The sequence below is a fragment of the Streptomyces sp. NPDC006624 genome (genome assembly GCF_040611555.1).
In the GTDB taxonomy this organism is placed as follows: domain Bacteria; phylum Actinomycetota; class Actinomycetes; order Streptomycetales; family Streptomycetaceae; genus Streptomyces.
Window position 1 is genome coordinate 271,249 of record NZ_JBEXOM010000008.1, and the last position, 19,650, is coordinate 290,898.

At 72.1% G+C, this 19,650-nt stretch carries 15 protein-coding genes; 6 read left to right on the plus strand and 9 right to left on the minus strand.

The window, feature by feature from the left end:
• Positions 1–60 precede the first annotated feature (60 nt).
• From ABZY20_RS18100 to ABZY20_RS18120, 5 genes are all read left to right on the plus strand, one after another.
• Positions 61–1,419: a hypothetical protein gene (locus tag ABZY20_RS18100; RefSeq protein WP_356442509.1), complete on the plus strand. Its 1,359-nt coding sequence runs from the start codon at positions 61–63 to the stop codon at positions 1,417–1,419.
• Positions 1,412–3,970 (plus strand): tetratricopeptide repeat protein, encoded by a 2,559-nt coding sequence (locus ABZY20_RS18105; RefSeq protein WP_356442510.1) that lies wholly within the window; start codon positions 1,412–1,414, stop codon positions 3,968–3,970. The genes ABZY20_RS18100 and ABZY20_RS18105 overlap by 8 nt, the downstream gene beginning before the upstream one ends.
• 3 nt (positions 3,971–3,973) lie before the next feature.
• Positions 3,974–5,377 (plus strand): PP2C family serine/threonine-protein phosphatase, encoded by a 1,404-nt coding sequence (locus tag ABZY20_RS18110; RefSeq protein WP_356442511.1) that lies wholly within the window; start codon positions 3,974–3,976, stop codon positions 5,375–5,377.
• Positions 5,378–5,475: 98 nt separating this feature from the next.
• The gene (locus ABZY20_RS18115; protein ID WP_356442512.1) at positions 5,476–6,822 is read left to right on the plus strand and encodes a VWA domain-containing protein; all 1,347 of its coding nucleotides are present in this window, start codon (positions 5,476–5,478) and stop codon (positions 6,820–6,822) included.
• 32 nt (positions 6,823–6,854) lie between these two features.
• Entirely contained in the window at positions 6,855–8,171 is a 1,317-nt protein-coding gene (locus tag ABZY20_RS18120) for an FHA domain-containing protein (RefSeq protein ID WP_356442513.1), read from the plus strand.
• A 21-nt stretch (positions 8,172–8,192) separates the two neighbouring features.
• Here the strand turns inward: ABZY20_RS18120 and ABZY20_RS18125 are convergent, their stop codons facing one another.
• A complete protein-coding gene (locus ABZY20_RS18125) occupies positions 8,193–9,176 on the minus strand; it encodes a methyltransferase domain-containing protein (protein WP_356442514.1) in 984 nt (327 codons plus the stop codon).
• A 68-nt stretch (positions 9,177–9,244) separates the two neighbouring features.
• On the opposite strand from ABZY20_RS18125, the gene ABZY20_RS18130 reads away from it, so the two are divergent.
• Positions 9,245–9,658: a globin gene (locus ABZY20_RS18130; protein ID WP_356442515.1), complete on the plus strand. Its 414-nt coding sequence runs from the start codon at positions 9,245–9,247 to the stop codon at positions 9,656–9,658.
• An 18-nt stretch (positions 9,659–9,676) separates the two neighbouring features.
• Here the strand turns inward: ABZY20_RS18130 and ABZY20_RS18135 are convergent, their stop codons facing one another.
• From ABZY20_RS18135 to ABZY20_RS18170, 8 genes are all read right to left on the minus strand, one after another.
• On the minus strand, positions 9,677–10,345 hold the full coding sequence (locus ABZY20_RS18135; RefSeq protein WP_356442516.1) for a hypothetical protein: 669 nt from the start codon (positions 10,343–10,345) through the stop codon (positions 9,677–9,679).
• Positions 10,342–10,755, minus strand: a complete 414-nt coding sequence (locus ABZY20_RS18140; protein WP_356442517.1) for a thioesterase family protein — start codon at positions 10,753–10,755, stop codon at positions 10,342–10,344. The genes ABZY20_RS18135 and ABZY20_RS18140 overlap by 4 nt, the downstream gene beginning before the upstream one ends.
• A 2-nt stretch (positions 10,756–10,757) precedes the next feature.
• The gene (ettA, locus tag ABZY20_RS18145; protein WP_356442518.1) at positions 10,758–12,422 is read right to left on the minus strand and encodes an energy-dependent translational throttle protein EttA; all 1,665 of its coding nucleotides are present in this window, start codon (positions 12,420–12,422) and stop codon (positions 10,758–10,760) included.
• 227 nt (positions 12,423–12,649) lie between these two features.
• Entirely contained in the window at positions 12,650–13,396 is a 747-nt protein-coding gene (locus ABZY20_RS18150; protein WP_356442519.1) for a hypothetical protein, read from the minus strand.
• A 96-nt stretch (positions 13,397–13,492) separates the two neighbouring features.
• The gene (locus ABZY20_RS18155; RefSeq protein WP_356442520.1) at positions 13,493–14,767 is read right to left on the minus strand and encodes a hypothetical protein; all 1,275 of its coding nucleotides are present in this window, start codon (positions 14,765–14,767) and stop codon (positions 13,493–13,495) included.
• 532 nt (positions 14,768–15,299) lie between these two features.
• On the minus strand, positions 15,300–16,715 hold the full coding sequence (locus ABZY20_RS18160; protein WP_356442521.1) for a Cys-Gln thioester bond-forming surface protein: 1,416 nt from the start codon (positions 16,713–16,715) through the stop codon (positions 15,300–15,302).
• A gap of 277 nt (positions 16,716–16,992) precedes the next feature.
• Positions 16,993–17,469, minus strand: coding sequence for a single-stranded DNA-binding protein (locus ABZY20_RS18165; protein WP_356442522.1), 477 nt, complete (start codon positions 17,467–17,469; stop codon positions 16,993–16,995).
• A 252-nt stretch (positions 17,470–17,721) separates the two neighbouring features.
• Complete coding sequence (locus ABZY20_RS18170; protein ID WP_356442523.1) at positions 17,722–19,647, minus strand: YfjP family GTPase; 1,926 nt, start codon at positions 19,645–19,647, stop codon at positions 17,722–17,724.
• Positions 19,648–19,650 lie beyond the last annotated feature (3 nt).

Consider the following 19,650-nt stretch of genomic DNA (forward strand, 5'->3'; position numbering starts at 1 on the left):
CCCGGGACGAAGCCCCCACTCCTACTCCCCGACCGTCACAACCGCAGCGAGAGGTGATCGATGGGCGACACGGGACCCACCGGGCCGGTGATGGACCGGGACGAGGTGGACCGTGCGCTGGCGCGGCTCGGCGCGGAGCACGAGGCGATCGAGACCTCGCTCCTCGCCCTGCAGGACCACGCGGGCCGCAGACTCCTGGAGGGGGCCGAGCTCACCGGCGTCACCCGGGAGCGCTGGACGTCCACGGAGGCGTCGATCACGCTGCTGTGGACGTACTTCGACGCGTACACGGACGCGTTGCGCTCCGCCCGTGAGATCCGCTCCCGCCGCCGCTGGTCCAGCCGCGAGGACCTGGTGGACCTGACGGAGCTGCTGACCGGCGAGTCGGTCACGGTCGCGGGCAGCGCCACGGCGACGGCCAACGCGCCCGCGCCGCACGGCGGTCCGACGAAGCTCAGCGAGCGCTACTCGCTCCGCTCCCTCGTCGACCGGATGAACGAGCTGTACGCGACGAGCCTGGACATGGTGGTCGCCGCCGACGCGGTCTGGTCGGCGCTGCCGGCCCGCATCGACCTTTTGTCGGCCGAGTTGCAGCGCACCCGCCGGCTGGCGCACTCGGTGGGCGTGCGCCCCGGTGAGCACCCGGCGGGTGACGACCTGGAGCGCATCACGCGCACGCTGACGAAGCTGCGCGAGCAGGTGATCTCGGACCCGCTGGCGTTCTGGTCGGCCGCCGAGGGCAGTTCGGCCCCGGGTGGCGGCAGACCGGACACGACCGTGTACGACCGTGAGGCGCGCGCCCTGGAGGACGTGCGCCGGGAGATCGACGCGGTGCTGACGGTGCGTCAGGACGCCGAGAAGCGGATCGTGCACCTGCGGGACGTGCTCAGCCGCGCGGACCGCACGCTCGCCGAGGCCCGCACCGCCCGCGGCGAGGTGCTGGCGAAGATCGCGGCGACGGAGGTACCGGTCGTCAGCGGTCCGCCGACGGCACTGCAGGAGCAGCTGGCGGCGGCCGCGGAGTACCGCAGACAGGCGCAGTGGCACCGGCTGTCCCCGCTGCTGGAGGCGCTGGAGCAGAAGGCGGAGGACGAACTGCTGCGCGCCCGCGAGTCGTTGACCGCGGTCACCGCGCCGCTGGCGGTCCGCGCCGAGCTGCGCGGGCGGCTGGACGCCTACAAGGCGAAGGTCGCCCGGCACGGCTTCGCCGAGGACGCGCTGCTGGTGGAGCGCTACGAGAAGGCGCGCCGCATGCTGTGGAGCGCCCCCTGCGACCTGCGCGCCGCCGAACAGGCGGTGCTGCGCTACCAGCAGGCGGCAGCGGAACTGCTCGGCGGCCCGCGGGTGCCGGGGCAGGGCGGCGCCGAGGACGACCGGAGGGGGCCGGGCGCGGGAAGGACGGGGGGCATCCATGAGTGAGCAACCGCAGGCGGCGCGGGAGCCGCGGCCCGGCACCCGCGCCTGCCAGCGCCCCTCCTGCGAGGGCGCCTACGAGGACGTGGGCGGCGGCGAGCTGTACTGCGACACCTGCGGTCTCGCCCCGGTCGTCGCCGGCAACGGCATGGTCGGCTCGCCCGCGACGGGGATCACCGCCGGGGGCCGGGGCGGCTCGCGCGGGTCCGCGGGCAGCGCCGGTTCCCGCTCCGGCAGCGGCAGTTCGCGCACGTCGTCGCAGTCGTCGAAGTCGCGCCGCTCGGTGTCGGGGCGGTTGTCGCGGTCGTTGTCGGGCAGGTCGACGGGCCGCTCGGTGTCGGTGCGCAGTTCCGGTTCCGCGGCCGGTTCGTCGTCCCGGGGGCGGCTGGGCGCCGGGCTGGTGCAGGTGCCGCCGATCCCGCGGCCCGACCCGCGCGCGATGGTGCTGGACCACGCCGAGGTGCCGGAGCGCAAGCGGTTCTGCTCGCGCTCGGACTGCGGGGCGCCGGTGGGCCGGGCGCGCGGCGACCGGCCGGGGCGCACGGAGGGCTTCTGCACCAAGTGCGGCCATCCGTACTCGTTCGTGCCGAAGCTGCGGGCCGGGGACGTGGTGCACGGCCAGTACGAGGTGGTCGGCTGCCTCGCGCACGGCGGCCTGGGCTGGATCTACCTGGCCGTCGACCGGGCCGTCTCGGACCGCTGGGTGGTCCTCAAGGGCCTGCTGGACACGGGCGACCAGGACGCGATGGCGGCGGCGATCTCGGAGCGGCGCTTCCTCGCGGAGATCGAGCACGCCAACATCGTGCGGATCTACAACTTCGTCGAGCACCTGGACCAGCGCACGGGCTCACTCGACGGCTACATCGTCATGGAGTACGTCGGCGGCAAGTCCCTGAAGGAGATCGCCAACGCCCGCCGCACGGCGCAGGGCCGGCGCGACCCGCTGCCGGTGGAGCAGGCCTGCGCGTACGGCATCGAGGCGCTGGAGGCGCTCGGCCATCTGCACAGCCGGAACCTGCTCTACTGCGACTTCAAGGTCGACAACGCGATCCAGACCGAGGACCAGCTGAAGCTGATCGACATGGGCGCGGTGCGCAGGATGGACGACGAGGAGTCGGCCATCTACGGCACGGTCGGCTACCAGGCGCCCGAGGTGGCCGACTCCGGCCCGTCGGTGGCGAGCGACCTGTACACGGTCGCCCGCACCCTCGCCGTGCTGACCTTCGACTTCCAGGGCTACACGAACGTGTACGCCGACTCCCTGCCCGATCCGGACCACATCGAGGTCTTCCGGCAGTACGAGTCGTTCTACCGCCTGCTGGTGCGCGCCACGGACCCCGACCCGGCGCGCCGGTTCGCCTCCGCGCAGGAGATGGCCGAGCAGCTGACGGGCGTCCTGCGCGAGGTCGTCTCGTTGCAGACGGGCCGTGCCCGCCCCGCCCTGTCCACCCTGTTCGGGCCGGAACTGCGGGTGACGGACACGGAGTTGTTCCCGGGGCTGGACGGGGAGGTGTCCCGGCTGGGGGCGCGGGCGGCGGGCGGCTGGCGCCGCCTCGGCGGCGCGGCCGTGCCGGGGCCCGGCGCCGCGCAGGGCCCCGGCCCCGCCGGCGGGCTGGTCAAGCCCGTCGACACCGCGTCCGCCGCTCTCGCCCTGCCGGTCCCCCGGGTCGATCCGACCGACCCCAACGCGGGTTTCCTGGCCGGTCTGATGACCTCCGCACCCGCGGAGCTGCTCGGCGCCCTGGCCGCCGCCCCGGCCCCCTCGACGGAGACCCGGCTGCGGCAGGTCCGGGCCTGGCTGGAGACCGGGGAGCCGGACGCCGCGCTCCAGGCCCTGGCCGTGCTGGAGGGCGAGCGGCCCGACGACTGGCGGGTGGTCTGGTACCGGGGCGTGGCCGCGCTGGTGACGGGTGACGACGAGGGCGCCGCGCTGGCCTTCGACGCGATCTACGACGCCTTCCCGGGCGAGATCGCGCCCAAGCTGGCGCTGGGGCTGTGCGCGGAGGTGCTGGGGCAGCTCGACAACGCCGCCGAGTACTACCGGCTGGTGTGGTCGACCGACCCGAGCTACGTCAGCGCCGCCTTCGGGCTGGCCCGTGTGCGGTTGGCGACCGGGGACCGGGGCGGCGCCGTACGGACGCTGGAGTCGGTGCCGGAGTCCTCGATCCACTACACGGCGGCGCGGGTGGCCGCCGTACGGGCGCGGCTGCGCGGGCGCACGGCGACGGCATCCGACGTACCGTTCCTGCAGGACCTGACGGCCGGGGCCGCGCAGGTGGAGGCGCTGGAGGCGTACGGTCTGGATCCGGCGCGACGCGAGCAGTTGTCCGCCGAAGTCCTCGGCTGCGCCCTGGACTGGGTACTCTCCGGGGGCCAGGGTTCCGCTCCTCCCGCCGCCGGAGGACGGACGCTGCTCGGCAGCGGCCTGGACGAGCGGGGTCTGCGTTTCGGACTGGAACGCTCGTACCGCATGCTGGCCCGGCTGGCGCGCGGCGGCGAGGAGAGGATCGACCTGGTGGAACGTGCCAATCGTTACCGCCCCCGGACGTGGGTGTAGTTGATGTCGCAGATGCCCCAGTTGTCCGCCTGCCCGAGCTGCGAGGAACCCCTCGAGTCGGGTGACCGTTTCTGCGGCGCGTGCGGATACGACCTGTCCGCCGTGCCGGCACGGCCTCAGGACAACCCGACCATCGCCATGAACGGCTCGGTGCCCGCGCAGGGCCCACCGGCCGGCGCGTGGTCCGAGCCCCCGCCGGCGCCCCCCGCCGGTGCGGCCTGGCCCGCCCCCGGGCCGGACGCCTCGGCGGCCCCGGGAGCGGGGCACCTGCCACCGGGCCCCGGCCCGGGCGGCTCCGCCCTGCCGCCGGACGCACCCCCGCCCCCGGGCAGCCCGCCGGCCCCGGCCGCGGGCGTGCGGTTCGACCGGCGGGCGCAGCCCGGCGGGCACGCCGCACCGGAGGCCCCTCGGACACAGCCCGACGAGTACCTCCTCCAGGCACCGGACCCACGGGTGTCCGCCGACCCCGCGGCGCAGGCCGCGGGCGCCGGCGGCAAGGTCTGCGTCGCCTGCCGGGCCGGCCGCGTGGACGACGACGGCTACTGCGAGAACTGCGGCCACGCCCAGCCGCGCGAACGGGACCACATGGAGCAGGAGTCCGGCCCGGTGGCCGCGGTCAGCGACCGCGGCCTGCGCCACCACCGCAACGAGGACGCGTTCGCCGTCGGCACCACCGCGCTGCCGGACGGCTCCTCGGTCTCCGTGGCGATCGTCTGCGACGGCGTCTCCTCGGCGACCCGCCCCGACGACGCCTCGTCGGCCGCGTCGAAGGCGGCGAGCGAGTCGCTGCTGGCCGCCCTGCCGCGCGGCACGCATCCGCAAGCGGCGATGCACGACGCGATCGTCGCCGCCTCGCACGCCGTCAACGCCCTCGCGGAGGAGCCCGCCACGGCCCGCGAGCAGGCCCCGCACCAGAACGCCCCGGCCTGCACGATCGTCGGCGCGGTGGTCACCTCGGGCCTGCTGATCGTGGGCTGGGTCGGCGACAGCCGCGCCTACTGGGTCCCGGTCGACCGCACCGCTCCCCCCGCCCGGCTGACCGAGGACGACTCGTGGGCCGCGCAGATGGTCGCCGCGGGCCTGATGAACGAGGCCGAGGCCTACGCCGACGAGCGCGCCCACGCGATCACCGGCTGGCTCGGCGCGGACGCCTACGAACTGGAGCCGCACACCGCCGCGTTCAAGCCGGACCGCCCGGGCGTGGTGGTCGTCTGCACGGACGGCCTGTGGAACTACGCGGAGGCGGCCGAGGAGATGGCCCGGATCCTCCCGCTCGACGCGGCGGCGCATCCGCTGCACAGCGCCCGGGTGCTCGTCGGCCACGCCCTGGACGGCGGGGGCCACGACAACGTAACAGTGGCCCTCGTGCCGTTCCCCGCCGTCCCCCAGGGGGCAGGATCGGCCTGAGGCCACGTACGGGGACGCCTCGGCGGACCGGAGGGGACCGGTCCGCCCACGTCATCACCCCGCCGCGGCGGGGGCTTTGAAGGGGGATCGAAGCTGGCATGGCCATTTTCTCGAAGTCGAACGTGCCCCGGTTCTCGGTGGACGTCTACCAGAACGAGTACCTGCCGGAGGGCGCCGGCGAGGTCAACGCGATCGTCACCGTGACGGCGACCGGCGGCGGCACGACCGGCAGCGCGGTCGCCTCGCCCCACCTCTACGCGCCCGGCCAGGGCCCGTCGGCGGCCGTGGCCCTCATGGTCGACTGCTCCGGCTCGATGGACTACCCGCCGACCAAGATGCGCAACGCCCGTGACGCCACGGCGGCCGCGATCGACACCCTGCGCGACGGCGTGCGCTTCGCGGTGATCGGCGGCACGCACGTCGCCAAGGAGGTCTACCCGGGCGGCGGCCGCCTCGCGGCCGCCGACGCCACCACCCGGGCGCAGGCCAGACAGGCGCTGCGCGCACTGAGCGCGGGCGGCGGCACGGCGATCGGCACCTGGCTGAGGCTGGCCGACCGCCTGCTCTCCTCGGCCGACGTCGCCATCCGGCACGGCATCCTGCTCACCGACGGCCGCAACGAGCACGAGTCGGCCCAGGATCTGAAGGCCGCCCTCGACGCGTGCGCCGGGCGCTTCACCTGTGACGCGCGCGGCGTGGGCACCGACTGGGAAGTGAAAGAAGTCACAGGCATCGCCTCCGCCCTGCTCGGCACCGCCGACATCGTCGCCGACCCGGCCGGTCTCGCCGCGGACTTCACGCGGATGATGGAGACGGCGATGGGCAAGGAGGTCGCGGACGTCTCCCTGCGGCTGTGGACCCCGGTCGGCACGACGGTGCGGTTCGTCAAGCAGGTCGCCCCGACCGTCGAGGAACTGACCGGCCGGCGCACCGAGGCGGGCCCCCGGGCGGGCGACTACCCCCTGGGTTCCTGGGGGGACGAGTCCCGTGACTACCACCTTTGTGTGGAGGTCCCGGCCGCGCACATCGGCCAGGAGATGCTGGCGGCCCGCGTCTCGCTGGTCGTCCCGCAGCCCGACGGCAGCGTCCGGAACCTCGGCGCGCAGGGCCTGGTGCGGGCCGTGTGGACGGACGACATGGTCGCCTCGACGTCCCTCAACCCCCAGGTCGCCCACTACACCGGGCAGGCCGAACTGGCACAGGTCATCCAGCAGGGGCTGGACCTCCGCAAAGCGGGCGATATGGATGGAGCAACGGCCAAACTGGGCCGGGCCGTTCAGCTCGCGAGTGCCTCCGGCAACGCCGATACTGCGAAACTGCTTGCGAAGGTGGTGGACGTGGTCGACGCCGCGACCGGTACTGTGCGACTGAAGGCGAAGGTCGAGGAGGCCGACGAGATGACGCTCGAGACCCGGTCCACCAAGACCGTCCGCGTGAAGAAGTGACCTAGAAGGAATCGAAGGAGGGACGCGCCGACATGCCGACCTGCCCGAACGGACACCAGTCGGGTTCCGACGACTGGTGCGAGGTCTGCGGTCACCGCATGGCGGGTGCCGTGCCTCCGCCTCCTCCCCCGCCGCCCCCGCCCGGCGGCTACGGCTTCCCGCCCCCCGCCGGTCCCGGCGGCCCGGGCGGCCAGCCCGGTGCCCGCCCGCCGCACCTGTCCGCCGTGCCGAACGCCGAGCCGGAGCTGTGCCCGCAGTGCCGCACGCCCCGCGAGGGCGGCGCGCCGTTCTGCGAGGAGTGCCGGTGGAACTTCCTGACCAACACGGCGACCTCGTACACCCCGGCCGCCCCGCCGCAGGGTCCCGGCCCGGGCGTGCGCTTCCAGCCGCCGGGCCGGCCCGGCCCGGGGGGTCCGTCGTACGGCGGCGGTGACGCGTACGACTACCAGAGCTCGCGTCCCTCGCAGATGAACCGCCCGGCCGAGCCGATCCCGCCCTTCGGCGACCCGTCCGGCCACCCCGGCGGTCCCGGAGGCGCTGGCGGCCCCGGCGGTCCTGGCCCTGGCGGTCCCGGCCCCGGCGGTTTCGGTGGCCCGCCCGGACCGCCCGGATACGGTGCCGACCCCTCACGGCCGGTCCCGCCCCCGCCCGGGCCCGGTGGCCCCGGCGGTCCCGGTCCCGGTGGCGGCCCGCAGGCCTTCCAGCAGTCCGCTCCGCCGGCCCCGCCCGGATACCCGCAGGAGACGCGGCGGCCGCCGCAGCAGGGCGGTCCGTCCTTCGGCGGCGGTGACGACGACTGGGTGATCTCCCCGCCGTCCACCGGCCCGGGCGGCCCCGGCGGACCCGGCCAGGGCGGCGGCTACGGCTATCCGCAGCCCGGCGCGACCCAGGCCCCGCCCGGCCCCGGCGGCTTCCCGCAGCAGCCCCAGGCGCCGCAGGGACCGGTGACGTGGACCGCGACGATCGGCCCGGACCGCGAGTACTTCATGGCGATGATGCAGCGCTCCGGCCCCGAGGCCGCGGGCCTGAACCTGCCCGCGTACTCGCCCGAGCAGCAGCGCACGCTCACCGGCAACCAGCTCACGATCGGCCGCCGCCGGCACTCCACCGGCGACACCCCCGACATCGACCTGTCGGTGCCGCCGGAGGACCCGGGCGTCTCGCACCAGCACGCGGTGCTCGTCCAGCAGCCCGACGGCAGCTGGGCGGTCGTCGACCAGAACTCGACGAACGGCACGACGGTCAACGGCTCGGAGGAGCCCATCCAGCCGTTCGTCCCGGTACCGCTGCAGGACGGCGACCGGGTGCACGTGGGCGCCTGGACGACGATCACCATCCGCCGGGGCTGACCCCTCGCCGGGTGCGCCCGCTCAGGCCGGGAGGGGCCAGGCGTACGGCCCCTCCGGGTCGTCGAGCCAGGCCCACGCCCGCTCGCCGCTGACCGTGATGCCGTAGCGCTCGCGCCGCGGCCTGCCCTCCTGCTCCCACAGCGCGTGTGCCTCCTGCGGATCGAGGCTGCCGCGGGTCAGGGCCAGCAGGAAGCGGAACAGGTCGTCCTCCCTGGCCCGGTGCGGCACCCCGCCCAGCTGCAGCGGTTCGGCGCCGGGCCGCTTGGCGCCGCGCAGCGGCACGAAGTAGGCGGGCGTGCGCAGGAAGCGTCCCTCGGCGTGCGCGGCACCGCTCACCGTGAGCAGCACCAGGCCGGTGGCGAGCGGCATCAGGATCCGGCCGCCGGGGCGGCTCTGCGCGAGCCAGGCCTGCGGCACGCTGCTCACCGCGCACGTCGCGATGATCCGGTCGAACGGCGCGCGCTCGGGCACGCCCCGGGTGCCGTCGCCGGTGACGACGGCCGGGTGGTACCCGGCGGCGGCCAGGTGCCGGCGGGCCGACTCGGTGATCTCCGGGTCGAGGTCGACGGTGGTGACCCGGTCGTCGCCCAGCCGGTGGGCGAGCAGCGCGGCGTTGTAGCCGGTGCCGGCGCCGATCTCCAGGACCGTGCTGCCGTCCGCCACCTCCAGCGCGGCCAGCATGTCCGCCATCAGGGACGGCTGGCTGCTGGAGGACAGCAGCTCGCCGTCGCGCAGCCGGGTCGCCAGCGGGGTGTCCTCGTAGGCGCCGCGCATCCACCGCTCCCGCGCGACCGGGTCGGGGCTCTCGCCCCAGCGGCGTTCGTAGCCGCCGGCGACGCCGACGTAGTAGTACGGCACGAAGAGGTGGCGCGGGACCTCCGCGAAGGCCTGCCGCCACCGCGGGTCGGCGGTCCAGGTCCCGCGCGCTTCGATGCGCCGCACCAGCGCCGCCCGCGCGGAGGCGGCGAGGTCGTCGAGTTCCCTGCCGGGAGCGTGCCCGCCCATGCCTCCACAGTAGGGGGAGGGGTGGCCGGGTCCTAGGTCTTGAGTCCTATGCCGGTGCGTCTGAGACCATGGAGCGCGTGAAAGAGATTCGGCGCGGCACGCTTCAGGAGCAGACCTTCTACGAGCAGGTCGGCGGGGAGGAGACCTTCCGTCGGCTCGTCCACCGTTTCTACGAGGGAGTGGCCGAGGACCCGCTGCTGCGGCCCATGTACCCGGAGGAGGACCTGGGCCCGGCCGAGGAGCGCCTCACGCTCTTCCTCATCCAGTACTGGGGCGGCCCCACGACGTACAGCGAGAACCGCGGCCACCCGCGGCTGCGGATGCGGCACGCGCCCTTCACGGTCGACCGGGCGGCGCACGACGCGTGGCTGAAGCACATGCGGGTCGCCGTGGAGGAGCTCGGGCTGTCCGAGGAGCACGAGCACACGCTGTGGAGCTACCTGACGTACGCGGCGGCGTCGATGGTGAACACCCCGGGCTGACACCGGCCCGGGGCGGGTTCAGCGGACGCTGACGCCCAGCGTCCCCAGCCCGGTGTGCCGTACGGCGATCGAGCCGTACGGGGTGCGCAGCCGCAGCCAGGCGCCCGACGAGAACAGTGCCAGGGGCGCCCCGGGCCGCAGGAACCCCAGCGACTGCGCGGCGTGCACGGCCCGGACGGGCAGCCGGGTGTCCCCGACCGTGCGGGACCAGATGTCCCGGCCGATCCGGTCCAGCTCGGCCCGGCTGCGCCGCTCCTCCGGCAAGTCCTGGGTACGCGTGCGGAACTCGGCGACGGCGGCGGCCACGAGCGACCGGAGCGCGTCGGGCGCGGGCAGCCCCGGCTCGGGCGACCAGCCGCCGCGCGGCGGCAGCACACCGGTCCAGGGCGGCCCCGTCACGGCCTCCGGCACGACGACCGTGGCCGCCCTCTCGTCCACCGACTCCAGGAACTCACCGGCGGACACGGTCACGTCCAGCGTGACCTCGAGCCCCTTCTCGTACGGCTTCGCCAGCCGTACCGCGCGGATCGCCAGCACCTCGAAGGAGGGCGGCCGACCGAAGACGGCGAGCGCGGTGCCCGCGGCCTGCAGGCGCACCGCCGCCCCGCGGTCGTAGTGGAGCAGCCGGGAGAGGAAGGCCGCGAGATCCGCCGCCTCCCCCTCGTCCGCCAGATGGAGCACCGTCATGCCGCGACGGCCTCCTCCTCGGCGTCGTCCGTGTACTCCTGGAGGAACTCCCGCTCCTCCTCGGTGATCCGGCGCGGGCGCTGGGCCTCGAAGTCGAACGGCACGATCACCGTCGAGGCGCGGACGTAGACGACGTCGCCGTCCTTGACCTCGTAGGTGAGGGTGAAGGACGCCGCCCTGATCTCCGTGACCCACAGCTCGATGTCCACCGGGTGGTGCCGGTGGACCAGCTGCCGCTTGTAGTCGATCTCATGGCGTGCCACCACGGACCCCTGCTGGAAGTCCTTCTCCGGGCGGAACAGGAAGTCGATACGGGCCTCCTCCAGGTAGCGGAGGAACACCACGTTGTTGACGTGGCCGTACGCGTCCATGTCCGCCCAGCGCAGCGGGCAGCGGTAGATGTGCCGCAAGATCAGCCCCGGGTCAGCTTCTTGTAGGTGGCGCGGTGCGGACGGGCGGCGTCCGCGCCGAGCCGCTCGACCTTGTTCTTCTCGTACGACTCGAAGTTGCCCTCGAACCAGAACCACTTGGACTCGCCCTCGTAGGCGAGGATGTGCGTGGCGATGCGGTCCAGGAACCACCGGTCGTGGGAGACGACGACGGCGCAGCCGGGGAACTCCAGCAGCGCGTTCTCCAGGCTGGAGAGGGTCTCGACGTCGAGGTCGTTGGTCGGCTCGTCGAGGAGCAGCAGGTTGCCGCCCTGCTTCAGGGTGAGCGCGAGGTTCAGGCGGTTGCGCTCACCGCCGGAGAGCACACCGGCCGGCTTCTGCTGGTCCGGGCCCTTGAACCCGAAGGCGGAGACGTAGGCGCGCGACGGCATCTCGACCTGGCCCACGTTGATGTAGTCCAGCTCGTCGGAGACGACGGCCCACAGGCTCTTCTTCGGGTCGATGTTCTCGCGGCTCTGGTCGACGTAGGAGATCTTGACGGTGTCGCCGACCTTGATGTCGCCGGAGTCCGGCTCCTCGATGCCCTGGATCATCTTGAACAGGGTGGTCTTGCCGGCGCCGTTCGGCCCGATGATGCCGACGATGCCGTTGCGCGGCAGGGTGAAGGACAGGTCGTCGATCAGGACCTTCTCACCGAAGGCCTTGCTGATGCCGTTGACCTCGACGACGACGTTGCCCAGACGCGGGCCCGGCGGGATCTGGATCTCCTCGAAGTCCAGCTTCCGCATCTTGTCGGCCTCGGCGGCCATCTCCTCGTAGCGGGCCAGACGCGCCTTGGACTTGGCCTGCCGCCCCTTGGCGTTGGAGCGAACCCATTCGAGCTCCTCCTTCAGCCGCTTCTGCCGCTTGGCGTCCTTCTGGCCCTCGACCTTGAGGCGGGCGGCCTTGGTCTCCAGGTACTTGGAGTAGTTGCCCTCGTAGGGGTAGAGGCGACCGCGGTCGACCTCGCAGATCCACTGGGCGACGTTGTCGAGGAAGTACCGGTCGTGGGTGACGGCGACGACGGTGCCCGGGTACTTGGCGAGGTGCTGCTCCAGCCAGTTCACCGACTCGGCGTCGAGGTGGTTGGTGGGCTCGTCGAGCAGCAGCAGGTCGGGCTGCTCCAGCAGCAGCTTGCACAGCGCGACGCGGCGGCGCTCACCACCGGAGAGGTTGGTGACGGGCCAGTCGCCGGGCGGGCAGCCCAGGGCGTCCATGGCCTGCTCCAGCTGGGCGTCCAGGTCCCACGCGTTGGCGTGGTCGAGGTCCTCCTGGAGCTTGCCCATCTCCTCCATGAGCGCGTCGGTGTAGTCGGTCGCCATCTGCTCGGCGATCTCGTTGAACCGGTCGAGCTTGCCCTTGATCCCGGCGACGCCCTCCTGGACGTTCTCCAGGACGGTCTTGTCCTCGGTCAGCGGCGGCTCCTGGAGCAGGATGCCGACCGTGTAACCGGGAGTGAGGAAGGCGTCACCGTTGGACGGCTGCTCGATCCCGGCCATGATCTTCAGGATCGTCGACTTTCCGGCGCCGTTCGGGCCGACGACGCCGATCTTCGCCCCCGGAAGGAAGCTCGTCGTCACGTCGTCGAGGATCACCTTGTCGCCGTGCGCTTTGCGCGCCTTGCGCATGGTGTAAATGAACTCAGCCAAGAGAAACCGTCCGGCAGCTTGAAACTGGCAGTGGGCAGATACACCCCATCTTGCCGTACCGCCAGCCCTGGGCGGAAACGCGTTGGGGTGGGGCGCTGTGACCTGGGCGTTTGCGGTTGACGACGCCGACTCGCCTGCCGCCGCCGGACGCCGTCGGCAGCCTAGGGCGCGATCGCACGGCCCGGGGACGGCCCTCGGATGCCTCTGTCGCCGTGGATCCGGCGGCGTCAGGCGGAGGTGGCCGAGAACTTCTTGAGCGCCGCCTCGCCCAAGTCGATGGTCTTCTCCTCGTCCGTGTCCTCCCCGCCCGTGCTCAGGAAAATGACATCGGAACCCTGACGGATCTCGACCTGATGGAAGTCGAAGGTCACAGACGGGTCGTCGACTGCCGTACCGTCCAGTTTGTAGCCGCTGCTTTCGTCGCCCAGCGTCGTGGGCAGATCGATCGGCTCGTAGGTGAAGTTGTAGCGTGTGCCGCCGTCGCCTTCTGCCACAAACTTGCGACAACCCTTGGACTGGTCTCTGTTCTCGCTCATGAGATCTTGAGCAGGGGCCTCATTGCCGAATGAATCGATCTCTTCGGCCACGACACCCGGCTTGTCGCGATCCATGAGAACCCACGCCCAGGCGTCAGTGGGCTCAGGATGCGGACCCAGCATCTTCTCACACATCGCGTCCCCCTCGATAAACTTGAGGAAGGGCCAACCGCCGGGAGAATCCGGATCGTCCGCGCTTTCCTTGACGTCGACCTTCAGGTCGTCGAGACCGTCGACCGCCTTTGCCACATCCTGGGGAGTGAGCAAAGCGGCCTCCAGCTCGGTGGCCGACGCAGCTCCCTGCCCTTCCACCGCAGGAGTGGCCCGCTGAGCTGCCCGCTCGGGTGAAGCGGTATCGGTGCCTTTTCCCCCGCAGCCGACCAGCAGAGCAAGCGAGGCACCGACACACAAGGCCGTCGTGCGGTACGAGTTCACCATGGGATCTCCTTTCCAGGGTCAGGCTAGACGCATCGCGACGAAGCCGACCTGTCGTGCTGCGCCAAATGGGGTGCGGAGCGGATTCGGAGGGCCGGGTCAACCACCCAGCGGCAATTCCACTCTGCCACTCGTTGTCTCGCTGAGGCCGTAGCGAGTGAACCAGGATTCCCAATCACCCGTGCTTGGCTCGACGGATTCCTCTCCCTTTCCGGCCAGCGCCGCTGACAGGATGGGTTCGTACGGGCCAAAAACCCACCAGAGGTCCAGATGTACGGGTCGCCGCGTGAACTCGAGAATCGTATTGCTCGGTGTCATGTTGTAGGTGTAGTGAGCATATGACGAACCGCGAGCGGGGTCGCCTTCCGGAGTGATCCAATCAGGCAGGCTCACCTCGTCCGCTTTCCAGGGATGTCGCCTTGTCTCCACCCCGAGCACCAGCCGGTCCTTCCTGGCCACCAAACCATGAACTTCCAACTCCAGTGCATCGTAGAGCTTGCCTTTCGGCAATTCGATCAGGCGCTCCTCGGAGACGCTTTCGCCCGGTTCGAGGTAAAAGCCCGGTTTCAGCAGGCGACCCACTTTAAGGACCGTCCGCGCAACGCTATCCACGTCTCTATTCATTTCCTGGTCGGCCACGAGGGCCTGCAAGCGTTCTTCGCTTGAGGTGGGCTTGCCCGACATGACGGCCTTCCGCCCGGTCACGCTGTAGCTCGCGTGAATAAGGTGAGCCGCCACCTTGCCTTCGTTCTTGAATTCGGCGTGGACGATAATTCTCGCGTATCCTTCCTCTCCCACGACCGACTCTCCGAACTTCGCCCGGGTAAGAACGAGCTGAGGAGCAGTGTATGGCTGATAGATTTGCGAGTAAGAGAAATTGGCGACCGCTACCAGCCCGGTGATGAAAACGCCGATCGCGAACGAACGCGGCGCCGAGATCTGACTCCACACACGCTCACGGTGCAGCATCACCCAGAGCGCCCAAACTGACCAGACCCCCAGTGTGATCCATAAAACCAGGTACGGCGTGAACTCACCCCCTTGGATCTGAACTGCCAGAAGCATGAAATCGGCGACCAGGACCGTGAGAACTGCGAGCAACACAACGGGACCGGACAGGCGATTGCTTCTCTTGCCCCAGAAGTCGAACACCGCCACCGCGCCCAGTGCCGCCATCGCCGCAGCGGCAAGCATGAGGAACCCGGTCATCCTCCCGAGATAGGAAAGCGCTCCCCCCGCATCGAGCAGGCCGATTCTTCCGACGATCCACGCACCGGCCAGCAGGCCGCACATCATGAGCACGGCAGTAACTCGATCACGGGTGTCGATACCGCTCAGGCCATTGCGCCGCTTTTCTCGGGGAGCTTCATTCACGCAAGAATCGTCGGCTCTCAGTGGTGCGGGTGCCAGCCAAGCCAGCCCTTCGGTGTGACGGACCCGAACCTTTGACGTGGGCCTCATGAGCACCGCGTCCAGACACAGCCGGCAACGACACTGGCGGGGCGGCGGTGTCTCCCACCGCGCTGAAGCCGGCGCTCGTACGGGGGTAGGTCCCCGCACCATGGCCGACTACGCCCCTCACGGTTCCCGCACCAACCCAGCCGATGACCTCGTAGGGTTTATCGGCGCCCATCTGGAACTAAGAGTCGAGCGGGAGAACAGCTTCCTGGGCGTCCATCACCTCGCCGACACCGGCGGCCTGCGATCCAGGTGCAGCCCAACGCGATCCCCGGGGGAAGAAGAAGACAAGTCTTACGACGACTCGCATCCGCAGTGCCACATGCTCGTCCGCACCACCGCACGGGCCCCCGGGACTCCACCCTGCGGAAGCGGTTGGAGGCCGTCGAAGGGCTCGCGCATCTGCGGCACGAGACCGTGTGAGGGACGCCCAGAAAGTGTGCCCCCGTCAGCCCTCCGTGGACGTCTCCCTGCGCCGCAGCACGATCAGGGTCGCTCCGCCGATGACGACCAGGCCGATGGCGATGCCCGCGATCAGGGGCGTGACGCCGGAGCTGCCCGTTTCGGCGAGGTTGGTGTCCGCCGCCGTGCCGCCGTCAGCGAGGGGGGTCGGTTCGCTGAGGGTCTGGGTCGTGGTGTCCGGGGCGCCCGCCTGGGTCTGGCAGTCGAGCATGCCGGTGAAACGCTTGGTGAAACCGTCGGGGCCGGTGATCGTGAGGTCGTAGGCCTGGTCCTCCTGGAGGGGGACCGTGATCGTCCTGGTCTCGCCCGCCGCGATGGTGTGCTCCAGGCCGGCCAGTTCGAAGGTGAAGGGCGCGTCGCCCTTGTTGGACGCGATGATGTCGACGCCGCCCTCGGCGCAGTTCTTCGCCGCCGACAGGGCCGGGATCGCGCCCTCCTCCGCCCAGGTCGCCCCGGCCGTCGCCGACACCGTCGACTCGCTGGACCCGGCCAGGATCTGCGTCTGGCTGCGGCTCTCGGAGGCGAAGGCGCGGCCGACCGGCACGGTCGTCGAGGCCTGCACGGTCAGGTCCGCGGATCCGGCCGTCGCGTCCTCGGGCACCTCGAAGAACACCTGTCCGCCGTCGGAGGTGGTGGTCACGGCCTTGCCCTGCTTGTCGACGATCCGCACCCCGCTCGTGGCGGCGTCCGCGGGCGGCGTGATCGTCGCGCTGGCGGCGTTGGTGCGCACGGTCACGGGGCCGAGCCGCTCGCCCGGCCGCCCGGAGACGGCCGGCGGGTCGAGGGTGAGCGAGGCCCGGGGTTCGGGCAGGTCGCGGGCGTTCTTCTGCAGGTAGTCCGCGAGTTGCTCGGCCTGCGGGTCGAGCGCGTCGACGGCCATGTCGTCCGAGTAGCGCCAGATCGCCACCTGTGTGCCCGACGCCGCGTCCTGCTCGGTCAGCGCTCCGCGGACGCCGGCCTTCCGGGCGAGTGCCGCAAGGTTGTTGACCTGCGGGTACGAGTTCTGCAGGATCCAGCGGATCTTGCCGGCGTCCTTGTTGACGCCCAGGGACGTGCCGCTCCAGGGCGTCTCGTGGTACTTGGCGTCCCGCTGCGTGGGGTTGTGCAGGTCGACGCAGTACGTCTGCAGCATGCCGCCGCCCTCGACGGACATCTCGAACAGGCCCGCCGACACCTGCTGGTCACCGGTGTCGCCGTGTATGACGGCCGTGCCGTACGTCTTGAGCCCGGCTATCGTCGCGGTCGCTCCGCCCTGGCTCCGCGTGGCCTCGTCCTCGTCGGCCGCCGCCTTCCCGGCGCCGGCCAGCACACCCGTGGCGACCAGCCCGGACACCAGCGTCGCGGCCGCTGAGCGGGCCGCCCCTCGCCTGCGGACGAACACCGCCGAGAACGAAGCAACCACCGCATTCCCTTCCGAGCAGGACCCGTGGACGTGGGGGGACGGTCCCACCAGCAGAATCAGACGCCTCTGGGGCTCCATGAGCCTCCGGAGCCATGTCCGGCATCCTAGGGAGGCGACGGAGCCCGCCCGCCGGTCAGAGGGTCCGACGAGTGATCCGAATCGGAATCGTTATCGCCAAGACCCCTTGTGAGCAGGGCTTATCGACGCTTTACCGTCGGCCGTACGGTGCACAGCCGTCGATAAGCCGCAGTTCGGTCAGTCGTCTCAGTGGTGCATGTCACGTCAACGCCGCTGATTGCGCAGGCACTTGGGCGGGCGGGTCCTGAGCCTGGGGTGAACCCTCGGGCGTGGTCTCCCAGTTGGGCTCCGGCTGGGACGCGCCCGCCGCCGTCTCGTGCCTGCTTCCCCGCCGGAAGGCCGAGGTGCCCCACGCCAGGTCGTGGCCGACCGCCACCGCGTCGATGTCCGCCGAGGTCCAGCTCTGCCCCTCGCGCACGTCCGTCCGCACCTTCAGCCTGCCCTGGACGATCACGGGGTCGCCCACCGTCAGCGACGCCGCCGTGTTCGTGGCGAGCTGGCGGTTGGCCCACACCGTGAAGAAGTTGGTGTGCCCGTCCGTCCACGCGTTCTTCTCGCGGTCCCAGTAGCGCGCGGTGACCGCCATGCGGAACCTCGCCGACGGTCCGGACGCCAGCTCCCGGTACACCGGCTGCGTCGCCACCCTGCCGACCGCGCACACCATCGTCTCGTTCATCGCGTACCCCTCCCTCTCCCTCGCCCGGACTGCGTCACCGGGCCGACACGCGTACGGGCCCGTCCCGTACGGCTGCGTCCCACCAGACTGCCGCCGCCGGACCGGGCCCGCCGATCGCTGTGGACCGCCCCCAGCCTGTGGACAACTCCGCCACCCGGAGGGGTGACGCGCCCGGGAACGGAGGGCGGGAGCGGAGGCCGGAAACGGAGAGCGAGAACGAAGGGCGGGAACGCCCCACCCCCGCCACGGCGATCACCGCCCCACCCCCACCACCCTCCCGTACTGCTCCTTGACCTCCCGGTACCGCAGCAGCTCCGCCGCCACCGGATCCAGCACCCGCGCCCTCCCGCACCCGGCCGCCGCCTCCCGCAGCCGCCGTTCCGCCTCCTCTCCGTAGCGGCGGGCGGGGCCGCGGGCCGCCATGCGGCAGCTCCACTCGATGAGCGGACCTCCGACGATGCCGATGACCATGAGCAGCACCGGCACGCCCAGGTTCGGCGACATGAACCCGATGATCTGGCCCAGCAGCCACAGTCCCCCGAGGAACTGAAGGATCGTCATGCTCGCCTGGGACAGCACGGCCACCGGCCACCACCCCGGCCGCGGGGGCCGCCCGGTCGGCACTCCCGCGCGCACGGACAGCTCGTCCAGCGCCTCCGGCAGGCCCTGCGCCCCGCGGACGGCCGCCTCGCGCACCGCCTGGGCCCAGGGCAGGGGCAGTCCGGCCGAGGCCCGGTCGGCCACCGTCCGCACCGCCTGCTCGACCCGCTGCCGGGCGGTCGCCTCCTCGTCGGCCTGGGTGCGCGAGAGCCGTCCCGTGCTGGGCTCGCCGCGGTCCTGGTACCAGCGCCACAGCCGCAGCCAGGGCGTGCCGCAGGCGCGGTTGGCGTTGCGCAGCCAGGCGCGTTCGGCCGCCTCGCCCGCCGCCGTGGCGCCGACGGCGTCCGCGAGCCGGTCGGAGAACTCCTCCCTGGCCTGTTCACTGAGCCCGGTGCGGCGCTGGGTGGCGTACACGGGCCACAGCCGTGCCGCCGCGATGTCGACGTCGGCCGAGACACGCCGGGCCGGTGCCCCGCGCTCGGTGACGAACTGCCCCAGCGCCTCCCGCAGTTCGCCGACGCCGTCCCCGGTGAGCGCGGACAGGGCGAGCACCGTCGTGCCCGGTTCGCCGTACTCGCCCAGGGCGATGCCGTCCTCGTCGAGGAGCCGCCGCAGGTCGTCGAGGACCTGCTCGGCGGCTTCCCCGGGGAGCCGGTCGATCTGGTTGAGGACGACGAACATGACCTCGGCGTGCGCCGCCATCGGCCGCAGATAGCGCTCGTGCAGGACGGCGTCGGCGTACTTCTCCGGGTCGACGACCCAGATCACCGCGTCGACGAGCGCGAGGATGCGGTCCACGTGTTCGCGGTGCTGCACGGCCGCGGAGTCGTGGTCGGGCAGGTCGACCAGCACGAGCCCGCGCAGCTGGGACTCGCCGTCGCCGGTCGGCAGGGGGCGGCGGCGCAGCCGGGGCGGGATGCCGAGCCGTTCGATGAGGCTCGCGGCGCCGTCGCTCCAACTGCACGCGATGGGCGCGGCGGTGGTGGGACGCCGTACGCCGGTCTCCGAGATGGCGACCCCGGCGAGCGCATTGAACAGCTGCGACTTGCCGCTGCCGGTGGCGCCCGCGATGGCGACGACGGTGTGCTGCCCGGAGAGCCTGCGCCGCGCGGACGCCTCGTCGAGCACCCGGCCGGCCTCCGACAGGGTCCGGCTGTCCAGCCGGGTGCGGGAGAGCCCGACGAGTTCGCGCAGGGCCTCGAGCCGGGAGCGCAGCGGCCCGTCGTAGACCAGCGGCGTCACGGCGGGCGCGGCGGCGGAGCGGCTGTCCTGCGGGGGGTACCGGGTGGCCTCGGCGGTCTCGTCGACCCGGCGGGCGATGAGCCCGTCGTCCCAGGTGCCCGAGCCGTCCGTGGAGCGCGCGGAGGCGGTACGGGCGTTCTCCACGCGGGCGTTCTCCACGCGGGCGTGCCCGCCCTCGGAGGAGTTCCCGCTGTCCCGGCCGGCCTCCCCGGCGGAGGCCCGCTCCGTCGGCCCCGCCCCGGAACCCGACCCGGACCCCGCCCCGGATCCCGCCTGGTTCGCGTCGTCCGGCTGGTCGGCGTGCTCGGTGTGATCCTGGTCAGTGATGGCGGTCACCGG

Coding starts and splice junctions, on each gene's coding strand:
- ABZY20_RS18130 (WP_356442515.1), top strand. CDS start 9,245: ATGGAGCGCGTGAAAGAGATTCGGCGCGGCACGCTTCAGGAGCAGACC.
- ABZY20_RS18120 (WP_356442513.1), top strand. CDS start 6,855: ATGCCGACCTGCCCGAACGGACACCAGTCGGGTTCCGACGACTGGTGC.
- ABZY20_RS18165 (WP_356442522.1), bottom strand. CDS start 17,469: ATGAACGAGACGATGGTGTGCGCGGTCGGCAGGGTGGCGACGCAGCCG.
- ABZY20_RS18110 (WP_356442511.1), top strand. CDS start 3,974: ATGTCGCAGATGCCCCAGTTGTCCGCCTGCCCGAGCTGCGAGGAACCC.
- ABZY20_RS18125 (WP_356442514.1), bottom strand. CDS start 9,176: ATGGGCGGGCACGCTCCCGGCAGGGAACTCGACGACCTCGCCGCCTCC.
- ABZY20_RS18105 (WP_356442510.1), top strand. CDS start 1,412: ATGAGTGAGCAACCGCAGGCGGCGCGGGAGCCGCGGCCCGGCACCCGC.
- ABZY20_RS18100 (WP_356442509.1), top strand. CDS start 61: ATGGGCGACACGGGACCCACCGGGCCGGTGATGGACCGGGACGAGGTG.
- ABZY20_RS18135 (WP_356442516.1), bottom strand. CDS start 10,345: ATGACGGTGCTCCATCTGGCGGACGAGGGGGAGGCGGCGGATCTCGCG.
- ABZY20_RS18150 (WP_356442519.1), bottom strand. CDS start 13,396: ATGGTGAACTCGTACCGCACGACGGCCTTGTGTGTCGGTGCCTCGCTT.
- ABZY20_RS18115 (WP_356442512.1), top strand. CDS start 5,476: ATGGCCATTTTCTCGAAGTCGAACGTGCCCCGGTTCTCGGTGGACGTC.